The sequence below is a fragment of the Occallatibacter sp. genome (genome assembly GCF_049510455.1).
GTDB lineage: Bacteria > Acidobacteriota > Terriglobia > Terriglobales > Acidobacteriaceae > Telmatobacter.
Genome location: NZ_JBEKYX010000116.1, coordinates 1 through 12,296 on the forward strand (window position 1 = coordinate 1; position 12,296 = coordinate 12,296).

General features: G+C 56.6%; 14 protein-coding genes. 4 read left to right on the plus strand and 10 right to left on the minus strand.

The features are described 5' to 3' along the window. The coding region (locus ABSG47_RS18020) for a tyrosine-type recombinase/integrase (RefSeq protein WP_424171092.1) at positions 1-258 on the plus strand (258 nt) is incomplete at its 5' end. Between the two features lie 12 nt (positions 259-270). On the opposite strand, the gene ABSG47_RS18025 is transcribed toward ABSG47_RS18020, so the two are convergent. The 3 genes from ABSG47_RS18025 to argJ form a co-directional block, all read right to left on the minus strand. After that, positions 271-792 (minus strand): hypothetical protein, encoded by a 522-nt coding sequence (locus ABSG47_RS18025; RefSeq protein WP_424171093.1) that lies wholly within the window; start codon positions 790-792, stop codon positions 271-273. A 53-nt stretch (positions 793-845) separates the two neighbouring features. Continuing rightward, positions 846-1,475 (minus strand): thiamine pyrophosphate-dependent enzyme, encoded by a 630-nt coding sequence (locus ABSG47_RS18030; RefSeq protein WP_424171094.1) that lies wholly within the window; start codon positions 1,473-1,475, stop codon positions 846-848. Positions 1,476-1,647: 172 nt separating this feature from the next. Beyond that, complete coding sequence (gene argJ, locus ABSG47_RS18035; protein ID WP_424171095.1) at positions 1,648-2,859, minus strand: bifunctional glutamate N-acetyltransferase/amino-acid acetyltransferase ArgJ; 1,212 nt, start codon at positions 2,857-2,859, stop codon at positions 1,648-1,650. Positions 2,860-3,048: 189 nt separating this feature from the next. On the opposite strand from argJ, the gene ABSG47_RS18040 reads away from it, so the two are divergent. Together ABSG47_RS18040 and ABSG47_RS18045 are read left to right on the plus strand one after the other, a co-directional pair. Next, positions 3,049-3,885, plus strand: a complete 837-nt coding sequence (locus tag ABSG47_RS18040) for an ABC transporter ATP-binding protein (protein WP_424171096.1) — start codon at positions 3,049-3,051, stop codon at positions 3,883-3,885. Between the two features lie 160 nt (positions 3,886-4,045). Then, entirely contained in the window at positions 4,046-4,675 is a 630-nt protein-coding gene (locus ABSG47_RS18045) for a cytochrome P460 family protein (RefSeq protein ID WP_424171097.1), read from the plus strand. 6 nt (positions 4,676-4,681) lie between these two features. Here ABSG47_RS18045 and ABSG47_RS18050 read toward each other — a convergent pair whose 3' ends face one another. From ABSG47_RS18050 to ABSG47_RS18070, 5 genes are all read right to left on the minus strand, one after another. Next, positions 4,682-5,602, minus strand: coding sequence for a hypothetical protein (locus ABSG47_RS18050; protein WP_424171098.1), 921 nt, complete (start codon positions 5,600-5,602; stop codon positions 4,682-4,684). Continuing rightward, positions 5,589-8,090, minus strand: coding sequence for a leucine--tRNA ligase (leuS, locus tag ABSG47_RS18055; RefSeq protein WP_424171100.1), 2,502 nt, complete (start codon positions 8,088-8,090; stop codon positions 5,589-5,591). The genes ABSG47_RS18050 and leuS overlap by 14 nt, the downstream gene beginning before the upstream one ends. A gap of 33 nt (positions 8,091-8,123) precedes the next feature. After that, positions 8,124-8,681, minus strand: a complete 558-nt coding sequence (locus tag ABSG47_RS18060) for a DinB family protein (RefSeq protein ID WP_424171102.1) — start codon at positions 8,679-8,681, stop codon at positions 8,124-8,126. Between the two features lie 71 nt (positions 8,682-8,752). Next, a complete protein-coding gene (locus tag ABSG47_RS18065; RefSeq protein WP_424171104.1) occupies positions 8,753-9,535 on the minus strand; it encodes a hypothetical protein in 783 nt (260 codons plus the stop codon). Between the two features lie 183 nt (positions 9,536-9,718). Further along, a complete protein-coding gene (locus ABSG47_RS18070; RefSeq protein ID WP_424171106.1) occupies positions 9,719-10,753 on the minus strand; it encodes a hypothetical protein in 1,035 nt (344 codons plus the stop codon). 76 nt (positions 10,754-10,829) lie between these two features. Here ABSG47_RS18070 and ABSG47_RS18075 point away from each other — a divergent pair, with 76 nt between their 5' ends. Next, a complete protein-coding gene (locus ABSG47_RS18075; protein ID WP_424171108.1) occupies positions 10,830-10,970 on the plus strand; it encodes a hypothetical protein in 141 nt (46 codons plus the stop codon). Here the strand turns inward: ABSG47_RS18075 and ABSG47_RS18080 are convergent. Then, a complete protein-coding gene (locus tag ABSG47_RS18080) occupies positions 10,967-11,980 on the minus strand; it encodes an IS1595 family transposase (protein ID WP_424171110.1) in 1,014 nt (337 codons plus the stop codon). The genes ABSG47_RS18075 and ABSG47_RS18080 overlap by 4 nt on opposite strands. 112 nt (positions 11,981-12,092) lie before the next feature. Further along, a partial coding sequence (locus ABSG47_RS18085; RefSeq protein WP_424171112.1) for a TIM barrel protein occupies positions 12,093-12,296 on the minus strand: 204 nt, incomplete at its 5' end.

A 12,296-nucleotide genomic window follows, 5' to 3' on the forward strand; every position in this document is an offset into this window, starting at 1 on the left:
GGCCAGGCACGCCTCACCACGCGCTCCGTCGGCCGCATCGTCAAGCGCATCGCCATCCTGCGCGGCCTCTCATCGGACGTGCATCCGCACACCCTGCGCCACGCCTTCGGAACTCACTTGTTAGAAGAAGGCGCAGACCTCCGCGCCATACAGGAATTACTGGGTCACGAGCGCCTCTCCACCACCCAGCGCTACACCCAGCTCACCGCCACTCAACTAGCCCGCGTCTACGACGACACACACCCAAGAGCAAAGTAAAAATACACGCTGCTATTTTACTGTTGGCTTCGGCTGAGGATCGGTATATGCCTCGCAATCAAACGAGGAGTCCGTTTTCGCTATGCTTTCAACTGAAATCGTAATCTTGGGCTGCTTTTCAATCTGCTTGATAGCAGATATGAGATGCTCTTGCGTCCATGTGCCCCCAAGGGGAGGAGTCACGAACGAAACGCCATCATCTCCACGATTTGAGAGCTTAAATTGAGCGTTGTTTTGAATGTTGAAATTCTGGCGTTCATTGCGTTCGCTCAAAAAGATTGTGAAAACAAATCCATCGGATCGAGATGGGTTCACATAGTCCACAACATAAAGCATTTTTTCGCCCGGATAAGATTTCGTATCAAGAATATAGCCGAGCGTTTTCTGTGACTTGCTTGAAGTAAAAAACCCCTTCGCAACCAAACAAGAAGCAGCTCGGTGCAAAAGCGCATCCCCGCTATCCTGCGCATGAATTGTGCAATTCAAGCAGACGAGAGATCCGAACATAGTGAACTTCGTAACGAATCCGTTCATGTTCCCTGCTTTATCTTTGCTTCTATCGGTCCCTTGTTCCCTCGTTCCCCGCTTTACAGTAGCCCCTTCCCCCGCAAATACGCTTCCATCCCCGCCACAGCATCCGCCTTCAACCGCTTGCCCTCCGGCTTAAACGGAATCCCCTCAATCCACGTAGCCCCTCGCCCGCGCCGCGCCCGGTCAATCGCCTCATGCGCCACGCGATACACCGCCACCACATCGTTCGCATCCACATACATGCGCGGCAAATGCCCCTCAGCCGGCACATGTTTCCCGGACTTACTTCGCTTCTCTGCAATCTCATCTGCTGCATGGGTGCGGCTCACAAAGATCAGAGGCAGCGCATACTGCTTCGCGGTCACAAGCGCATCCTGAAATGCCTCCGCGGCCGCCTCACCAAAAATCACGCCCACCTTGCCGTTCTTGCGCGTCTTCGCCAGTAGCGCCGCGCCTACAGCCGAATCGAACCCAGTTCCAGCGGTAGCCACCACATCGCCATCCGTCAGATCCATACGCGCGCCCGCCGGAAGCGCATCGTACGCGCCGTCCTTCGCCGCACGGCGGCTCTTCTTCAAATCCGCATAAAGCGCCTTCAGCGTCGCATTCGAAATCAGCGAAAATTCTTCTTTTTTCTCTGCCTTTGCGGACACTTTCACCTTCGGCTTACTGCTCTTCGTAGCCATTCAGATTCCTAAAATTTCAATTCAGTGCTGCGATTGTAACCCGCGCCAGGCACTGCCTAACAAATCGACTTCGTCTTGCTTTGTAACAGGGCACGACTTCAGTCGTGCCGAAAAAGACCAGACATTCACTGGGCTTTAGCCCCTGCGGGATTTTATTCGTCGAGAAAAAAACCTACGTCGAATAATCCGCATTGATCGCCACATATTCTTTCGTCAGGTCTGTCGTCCAAAAGACACACTTCCCGTCGCCCTGATGCAATTGGATCGAGATAGAGAACTCACTCTGCTTCAAATACTCATGCGCTGCAGCCTGATCCAGCTCCTCCGCGCGCCCGCCATCCCGGCAAATCCGCAAATCCCCAAACCATATATCAATCTTTTCGGGATCAATCTCCGCACCGGAATACCCAATCGCCGCCATCAGCCGGCCCCAGTTCGGATCACACCCCGCCCATGCCGTTTTGATCAGCGGAGAATGCGCAATCGCCTTCGCTGCCTTCAGCGCATCCGCATCGCTCACCGCGCCATCGATCCGCAGCTCCACCACATGCGTCACGCCCTCGCCATCCGCCACAATCTGCTTCGCCAGTGAAGTGCAGACCTGTCTCAGGGCCGCATCAAACTCCGCGTCGCCTGCGGAAATCCTCGCCCCGCCAGCGCCACTGGCCAGCAGCAGCACCGTATCGTTCGTCGAAGTATCCCCATCCACAGAGATGCGGTTAAAGCTCACATCCACCGCGCCGCGCAGGTAGCCATCGAGCACCGCCGGCTCAATCTCCGCATCCGTCAGCACATACACCAGCATCGTGGCATGGGGCACAAGCTGCGGATGAATCATCCCCGACCCCTTGCCCACCGCCGCAATCCGAACCTCTTTGCCATCGCGCTCAAACCGCGCAAAAGCCGACTTTTCCACCAGGTCCGTCGTTAGCATCGCCTGCGCCACCTGCTGAAAATGATCGCTCTCCGCGCCCATCTGCAGCGCCATTCCCGGCATCACCGCAATCAGCTTCTCCACCGGCAGCGGCACGCCGATAACCCCCGTCGAAGAAGGAAACACCTCCTCCGCCTTGCAGCCAAAGACCAGCGCCGCCGACGCACACGTCTCCCGCGCCGCATCCAGACCCGCCTGCCCCGCGGCACAATTCGCATTGCCCGCGTTAATTGCCACCACGCGCACCTTGCCGCCCGTAGCGCGCAGATGTTCCTTGTCAATAGCCAGCGGAGCCGCGCTAACCTTGTTCGCCGTATACACCGCCGCGGCGCTCGCCGGCGCATCCGCCACAATCAACGAAAAGTCCGCGCGCCCGCTCTTCTTCAGGCCCGCCTTCGTTGCGCCAAACCGAAAACCCTTCGGTATCAGAAATGAAGAAATATCGCTCATAATCCCCTGAACTTCAGACTCGTTCCACAACGGTAGCAAGTCAGCGTGAATTTGCTTTGTAACAGGGCACGACTTCAGTCGTGCCGTTAATGCGACTTAAAAGACGTCGGGCTTTAGCCCCTGTACAAACCCACTTCACCGAACCCACGTCAATCAAGCCGACAATTTAATCTAGCAAATGAGGACCCCATGCCGGAGAGCGCAACAACCGCTGCATCGCAAACTAATTTCCTCGAACTTGAAAATGTCAACGTAGCCCGCGGCGAGCGCATCGTCCTCCACGACATCAATCTCACCATCCAAGCCGGCGAACACGTCGCCATCCTCGGCCCCAACGGCTGCGGAAAATCCACCCTCATCCTCACCATCAACTGCCAGATCTACCCCCTCATCCAGACGGAAAAAGACCAGCCCGCCATGAAAGTCCGCATCTTCGGCCGCGACCGCTGGGACCTAACCGAGCTCCGCAAGCACTTCGGCGTCGTCGGTGTGGATCTACCCGGCGAACGCACCGCCGTCACCACCGGCCTCGACGCCGTCATCGCCGGCTTCTTTTCCGCATCCACTCTCTGGCCCAACCTGCACGTAACAGAAGAAATGCGCAGCCGCGCAATCGAAGCCCTCAAGCGCATCGAAGCATTTCACCTCTCTAAGCAGCTCGTCGGTGAAATGTCAGCCGGCGAAAAGCGCCGCATCCTCATCGCCCGCGCCCTCGTCCATCGTCCCCGCCAGCTTTTACTCGACGAGCCATCGAACGCACTCGACCTCGCCGCCCAGCGCGAACTCCGCGAAACCATGCGCCGCCTCGCGCAGGAAGGCACCGGCCTCGTCCTCGTGACGCATCACCTCGGCGACATCCTCCCCGAAATCGACCGCGTCATCCTCATGAAGCAGGGCCGCATCCTCGCCGACGGCCCACGCGAAGAACTCCTCACCGAAACCCGCCTCTCCGATCTCTTCAACGCACCCATCCGCATCGGCCGCGACCGCATCGATGACAAAACCGAATGGCTTCACAGTTGGTAGAACTTCAAGGGCAATTCAACCCCGTTCAGTAAAACAACCCGCTATCTCATCCAGACCGTAGCCGTTTCAAGCGGAGCGAAGGCCCTGCTTTACTTTTTACTTTCACTGAGGGGGGAACTTTCTGCTTTGCGCGTGCGTATTCCTGCTGCAGGAGTTCACTGTGCATCGTTCGCTTGTTATTGCAGGGATGATTTGTCTTGTGGCCTGTAGCACTGCTGTATTGCTGCGCCCGGCTAAGGTTGCGCAGGCTGCTTCAGCTAATTCTCCCGTATATTTAGCCAGCGGTGAGATGGTGGTGCCGGCCAATTATCGAGAGTGGGTGTATCTCAGCACAGGCCTTGGGATGAGCTATACGGCGAAGGCTGAGGACGCGCCGAATTTCGACAACGTGTTTGTGAATCCAGAGGCGTATCACAGCTTTCTGGCGACGGGAACGTGGCCGGATAAGACGATGATGGTGCTCGAAGTACGCGAGGCGCGTGACAAGGGCTCAATCAATCAACATGGGCACTTTCAGGGCATGGATGTAATGGGGCTTGAGGTGCATGTGAAGGATGAAAAGCGGTTTCCGGGCAAGTGGGCGTTCTTCGATTTTGATAAGCCCGGAGGTAACGGGACGCTGATTCCTGCAGGGGCATCCTGCTATACCTGCCATGCCGCGCATGCCGCTGCGGATACTACGTTTGTGCAGTTCTATCCGACGCTGCTGCCGATTGCGCACGATAAAGGAACCCTGAGCGCGGCATTTTTGAAGGAGATGGCGGAACATGACGGTCCAGCGGTAAAGTAGGTTGCGTCAGTGGAGCTTCGGGCCGCGATAGACGCGCCAGAACTCGATGAAGCCTTTCAACCGCACCACTTGAAAGTAGTCGCCGGCAATGAAGTAAAAGATCGTGACGACGATCCACTCAAGATGCAGCGCGCTTGCGCCTACCTCTTCGCTGAATGGGATCAACACGGCGGAGAAGACCATTGCGACAACAAGCAGTGCGAGCTTGACGATGCCCATGACAAGATTGATCTCGACGAGCTTGCCGGTGAGGCCTTTGCCGAGATTGAGGCTGCGGATGAGCGCTGTGACAGGGCTGCAGTTTTCCAGAAGCATGAGCATGGGCGCAATCGTCACGATCCAACTGATGAAGGCCCAGAGCGTGAAGAATCCGAGCGAGAGAAAGACGGCCCAGACGGTGTAGCCGACGAGATCCGGTTCGCCTGTGACGTTGATGTGCGTTTGGCCGGCCCAGCTCAAAGAAGCCCACCACGCCCAGCCTGTGAGTATCAGCACGGCTAACCATGCGGCTTGCAGCAGGATCATGGAGAGCAGGCGCAGGGGCAGGCGTGGCTCTATACGCTTCAATACGAGACTGCGGCCGATGCCGGAGACTACGATCCATGCGAGCGCGGCGACGGGTGCGAGCCACTGCAGCACCGCGGCCACGTGCGGCTGATATGTCACCCAGGCTTCAGCGAGCTTGATTGAGGCCGTCCAGGGATTCTGCCAGTTGATGGCGGAAAGGCCGGTGCTCTCCGGCGGCACGGCGGCAATAATTTTCTGCGCCTGAGTCCAGCAGATGAGGAGCAGCGGCGCGCCTATGAGCCAGCGCCATGCGACTTCCAGCGCGGTAAGTGAAGGCCGCGCGATGACCCAGCTCATGTGACCGACCATGGTCTGAGTTCCGCGCAGTTGTTGTTGCGGCTGCATGCTACTTGACGACAAGATTCACCGTCTTGCCGGGAACAACGATGACCTTGGCTATGGTCTTACCCGCTGTGCGAGCCTTGACCTTTTCATCGGCTAGCGCTGTAGCTTCGATGGCTTTGGCTTCGGCGTCAGCGGGAACGCGAATGACGGTGATCAGCTTGCCATTGGACTGCACGGATATTTCGATCTCGTCTTCTTTGGCGAGAGCTGGATTGCTCGTGGGCCACGGCACGCGCAGCACTGCGCCCTCGCCGCCAAGCTCCTCCCACAACTCCGCCGCAATGTATGGCGCGAAGGGCGCGAGCAGCAGCACGAGGTTGGTGAGCAGCTCGCGGATGACAGGCGCGGGAACTTCTCCGGATGCAAGCTGCGCATCGGCGGCCTGGATCTCGTTGACTAGCTCCATGATGGCGGCCACGCAGGTGTTGAAGTGCCAGCGGCCTGCGAAGTCCTGCGTGATCTTGGCGATGGTCTGATGCAGCTTGCGGAGCAGTCTCAGCGAAATGCCGCTCGGGTCCGCTACAGGCTGGCCTTTGGCGGAGCGCGCTGCCTCTGCGTGTTTGGTGGTGAGTCGCCAGACGCGGCCCAAGAAGCGGCTGACGCCTGCGACTCCATCTTCCTGCCAGTCGAGGTCGCGGTCGGGCGGAGCTGCGAAGAGCGCGTACATGCGCGCAGAATCGGCGCCGAAGCGGGCCACCATCTCGTCGGGCGAGACTACATTGCCTTTAGACTTGGACATCTTCGCGCCGTCTTTGATGACCATGCCCTGCGTGAAGAGGCGCTGCGCGGGCTCGTCGTTGAGGATCATGCCAAGGTCGCGCATAACCTTGGTCCAGAAGCGCGAGTAGATGAGGTGCAGGATGGCGTGCTCGACGCCGCCGATGTACTGATCGATGGGAAACCAGTGCTGCGCCTTGGCGGGAGCGTATGGCTCGACATCGTTCTTTGCGTCAACGTAGCGGTAGAAGTACCAGCTTGAATCGACGAAGGTGTCCATGGTATCGGTTTCGCGCTTTGCCGGGCCGCCGCATTTGGGGCAGGTGACGTTAACGAACTCCGGCACGCGCGAGAGCGGCGAGCCGCCGGTCTGCGTGATTTCGATATTTGCGGGCAGGATGACGGGGAGCTGATCGTCCGGCACTGGAACGATGCCGTCCGTTTCGCAGTGAATCATGGGAATCGGCGTTCCCCAGTAACGCTGGCGGCTTACGCCCCAATCCTTGAGGCGAAAGGTGATGGTGGCCTCGCCGAATGCCTGCTCCTTTGCAATGTGCTGGAGGCGCTGCTGCGCTTCGTCGCAGGTGAGGCCGTTGTATTCGCCGGAGTTGATGAGGATGCCGTCTTCTGAGAGATACGGCAGAGCCGGCTCCTCTACTTGTGGATCGGACGGAGCGATGACGCGGAGCACTGGGATGCCGTACTTCTCGGCGAACTCGAAGTCGCGGGCGTCATGGCCGGGAACGCTCATGATGGCGCCGGTGCCGTAGTCGGCCAGGATGTAGTTGGCGACCCAGATGGGCACGCGCTCACCATTGTACGGATTGATGGCGAAGCGGCCTGTGGGCACACCGTGCTTTTCAATCGCGCCAATGTCGCCGGTCTCGCGCGCTTTCTTTTGCTCGTCGATCAGCTCGTTGACTTTAGCTTTCAGATCGGCGTCTGAGGCGGTGAACTGCTTGGTAATTGCGTGTTCCGGTGCAAGCTGCACGCTGGTAGCGCCGAAGATGGTGTCTACGCGGGTGGTGAAGACGCGGATTTTTTCGCCGCTACCCTCCACGGTGAAGTCAATCTCTGTGCCCTCGCTGCGGCCAATCCAGTTGCGCTGCATGGTGCGCACTTTTTCCGGCCAGCCGGTGAGCTTGTCCAGGCCGTCGAGCAGCTCCTGCGCGTACGCGGTGATGCGGAAGAACCATTGCTCCAGATCGCGCAGCTCGACGATGGTGTCTTCATGACGCCAGCAGCGCCCATCGATGACCTGCTCGTTGGCGAGGACGGTACAGCACTCCGGGCACCAGTTCACCTTGCTCTTTTTGCGATAGGCCAGGCCGCGCTCATACATGCGCAGAAAGAACCACTGGTTCCAGCGGTAGTAATCGGGCAGGCAGGTGGTGATTTCGCGGGACCAGTCAAACCCCATCCCGAGACGCTCAAATTGCCGTTTCATTCCCGCGATGTTGGAGAGCGTCCACTCGCGCGGGGGCGTGTTGTTCTTTAGCGCGGCGTTTTCCGCGGGCAGGCCGAAGGCGTCCCAGCCCATGGGGTGAAGCACGTTGTAGCCGCGCATCCACATGTGGCGCGCAAGGGCGTCGCCGATGGAGTAGTTGCGCACGTGGCCCATGTGGAGCTGGCCGCTGGGATAGGGCAGCATCTCCAGCACGTAGTATTTGGGCTTGCCGCTGTCATGCGGGTCCGCCGCATATAGGGTGGGATCGGCTGCCCAGCGATCCTGCCATTTTGGTTCGATTGTTGCCGGGTCGTATCGCAGTTCTTTCTCGTCCGCCATAAGTATCTAGTGTAAATGGCGGCGAGTTGCCGGCTACTTACGCGGGCGTGACTCGGGCGGGACCATGCCGAGTACGCGGTAGTAGACGACGAGCTGGCCGTAATGCTCGCCGGAATGGACGACCCATCCCCAGGCGCTGTCTCCAAAGTGGACCGGCTCACCTGATTCTCCGTCGGGGATGACATCGTCCAAGCCTTTATCGCCCTTGGCCTTGATGAGCTCGGCTCCGGCGGCAAAAGATTTGCGAACGTAGGCGACAATTTCAGCCTTGGACTTGAAATCGGAGCGCTTTGGGTCTCCAGTGGGAGGTTTCATCCCCTTGGCGGGGTTGATGAGGAAGTAGTTTCCGCCGGCGGCGTGCAGGAGCTGTTCGGCAAAGGATCGCTGGGTGGAATTCGGCTTGTAGTCGTACTTGTCTTCCGGGAAGTCTTCCGCCATGGCGATGAGTTTGTTGCCTTCATAGTTCCACACTCCAAGCAGGGCCTGTGTATGGCTGGGCGGAGTGGTGGTTTTGGGAGCCTGGGCGCAGATCGAAGCGGACAATAGCAGAGTGAGCAAAGCAGTGCCGGATGGTTTGAGAAGAGCCTGCATGAAACGATCTCCTTTTTGCTCCGCAATTGTACGCGAACTCTTCCCGCAGTTGCCTGATAAAGTGCCGGCGGCTACTGTGCGCAGGCTACCTGATGCAGTTCTTCCGTCTTGACTTCGTAACCGTCCGGCGGTTGGAAAAGCGCGGGATCGGGCTCGCCCTGGGTGAGATTTGTCACTTCACGCGTTGTGACACCAGACCGCGGATCATCGTCGATGGAGCGAAGGACAAGACCGACGCCCAGACCTCTGGACATCCAGCGCTCGTGCGTGATGACGATGGGCTGATCGTTGCCTGCCTGACCGGCGGGAATGGTAGTGGTAGTGCGGCGTCCTGTGGCTTCGACACCCTGTATGGTGGTGGTTCCCAGATTTTCAGTGGTGGGGCGTGCCTGCGCATGGCCCTCTGCCAAGCGCACTGCGGGAGACGGAGCAAGCGATTGTCCGCCATAGGCAGTGCGGAAGGTTCCCGCGTCATTTGCCCAGCAGCCCTTTCGCTCTTCCTGTGCGGGAAGATGGATAATCGTGGCTTTCTTTGAGTTCGACTCCCAATTTGTACTTGTCGAGGCCACGGGGTCATTCGCGTGTCCATTTGTCCATTGCTGCCCATTCGTGAGCGGCGTTTCCTGAGTTGTGGAATTCATGAATCTGCCGGCGGAGTCGTGGGCATCAATCTGCGTGGACTGACGCGTGATGGTTGTGCCGTTGGGCAGCGTTTGGACTGTCGTTGTTTTGAACTCCGCCGTATATGGATGGGGCTTCTGATCGGGCAGGGTTACCGTGAGCTGCGCTACCGCTGGAAGAGCGAGTGCGGATAACGTAAGGGCGAAAAGGGATGGGAGCAATTTTGAGGACATTGCACACCTCCGCGTGTGAGACTGGCGAGACTATCTTATCCCGGAAGTTGACCCGCTGGTTGGACTTTTGGGGGAGAAAAACGGCAATAAAACGGTAGACGCACATGTTGCCATATCGAGTCTATGCCGTGAGGTTTAACAATAAGCGTCTACCGGAATTTGCGGTGAAAGGTGAAAATCGCTTCAATTGTCCGGCGGCTTTTTGCAGTCGATATTTTGAATGGAATCTGCTTTTTTCGGAAGGTCCCGAGATGGAATTGGAAGCACTGCCGAACTATCGCTCTTGTTGTAATCTGTACACTTTTGATCTCCGAAAGAAATTGTGTCGTTAGGCTTTCTGAGGGACGGGCTATCGAAAAGAAAGCAAGTCTGCGACCAATGTTTTTTGTTAAAAATGTCATCATAGGTGACTCTTCCTATTGCCACGAAGTGCGTTTTTCCCTCAAGGAATACCTCCCATTCTTGCCTGGAAATATCTTTGCGCCTACGGTGTTCGAGGAGTTGCGCAACTGGAAACGGACTCTTCGTTTCAGAAGGGAGAGCTTCGTTTTGTTTCATTCTCGGCAGGTATCCGATAGTCGAATTTTCTTTGTTATAAGAGAAGTCAATTGCTTGGTCCATCGGAATAAATTCAACCCTAATCTCGAGATGCAGCCCGGCGGCTGGAGTATTTCCCCAGTTCTTTATGCTTTCTGGAATTTGGATCATATATTTTCCCGGATCATCTGGAGATGTTTGGACAGTGGCAGTACTAGGAAAACTAATCAAAACATTAGCAGTCTGGGACTTAATCGCCGCTTCGCTTTGGTAAATCGTGGCAATGGTGGTGGAATGAGTGTCCGATTCTCCATCCTTGATTTCTTTGAGGGTGTCAATAGCAGCGTTGGCGCTCATGCAGGAACTATAAGCGGACCATTGAGCGGCGTTGGTTTGGCTCCTAATCTCGACGTAGGTGGCGTTTGTAGTGCGCAACTGAAAATATGCGAAAAAGGCATATATTGCGGCGGCAGCGAACGCAGCGCATGTCCACCCCGTGAGCCATCTTTGCTGCGTGAGATTTTCTGTGTGGCGTCTTTCCTCTGTTCGCTGTTCTTCTATGCGCTCATTATTGGTTTCGTGCAGAAACGAGACTGCCGAGGTTATAGCTTCCTGCTGATTTTCTTGGGCCTTGGCGCTATCTCTTATACCTTTGGCTTGATCCTGCAACTGCAAGCTCATTGAGGTAAGTTCGCTCCGAATACTTTCAAGAAATCCACGGAGCGATTTGAAGTCGGATGGATGCATAATAGGAAGGATGAAACACGAATATCACGAAGGCCATAAGGCTGGCGAGAACTTTCAGAAAATGGCGCGGGCTGTTCTCCAGGCTCCGAAGGTTTCGGTTCCGAAGAAACAGCCCACTGTGAAGCCTACTCGCGGCAAGGACAAGGCTTAGAACGGTTCCTCTTGCCCCGTCCCTGCCGTTTCTCGGTGGAGTGAGTCTGTGTCCTTGCCCGTCAGTTCTGAATAGGTCAGACGCTTGCCGCCAACCTGAGACATAAGCAGCGCGAAGCGGTCGGAGTCCGTTAGCTTGTTGTCCTTTGTAGCGCGGTTGTTAAACCGGAATGCCTGTTCGTCTGCATAGCGGTCCAAGTGAAATGGTTCCACGGCTACGTAAGTACCGTTCAGCGTCCTCTTGAGCAGACTCCAGAAGTTCTCAATGCTATTCGTATGAACCTGCCCACGAACGTATTCCTGAAGGTGGTTCACCGTCTCATGCACGAATTCTTGTTTGGCTAGTTCGTAATAGCCGATGGCATTGTCTGTATACACAGGAGTGCGTTTTGAAACGTTCGCTAGAATCTCACCCTGCAACGTATCCCGCTTCACATTCGGAATCACTTTGGTGCGTACTTGACGGCTGTTGCGGTCAATCATACCCATGACAATAGTCTTGGTGTTAGCTCCGCCTGTGGCCTGTCCGTGATACTTTTCACGGATATGTTTGCGGTGCATGTTCTTAATCTTCCCGCCCACAAAGGTCTCATCCACTTCGACAGGACCGCCCTCATCTTCGCCCAGCTTGAAATCGGGATTGCCCTTCATGGCTTCGCGGATACGATGCAGCATGAACCAAGCTGAGTTCTGCCGGATGCCGAGTACCTTTGCCAGTTCATAGCTGCTAATGCCGTTCTTGCAGTTCGCCAGCATCCACATGGCAATCATCCACTTATCAAGGCCGATGGGCGAGTCTTCCATGATCGTGCCAACCTTGACCGTGAATTGCTTTTTGCAGACGTAGCAGAACCAGAGACGGCGCGTCTTGATAAACGAGTGCTTGGCCTGTCCGCAGCGCGGACAAGTGACGTTGCCACCGGGCCAGCGGAAATCAACCGCAGCATCAAACGAACGTTGCGGATCGGAGAAGTAGGCAATCGCTTTTTGAAGTGTCTCAGGCGCTTCCATGATTTAAATAGTACACTTCACGCACATGTGTGTCAAGCGTTTTATTGCCAGAAAAATGTCTCCAACGGATGCAAATATGCCCGCTGGACTTTATGCAACCTGTTTCAAAAAATCACGCTACCAGACCTTTCAACGCCTCCACATTCCGCAGCTCGTCGCCGGGCTCATCTACCGGGGTTTCGGCAATAAAGGCGGCGTGGGCGAAGCGTTTGTCGTTGAGCAGACGACGGAATGGCTCTATGCCGATGGTTCCCTTTCCGATGTGCTCGTGGCGGTCGAGCTTTGATCCGCGGGCGGCTTTGGCGTCGTTGCAGTG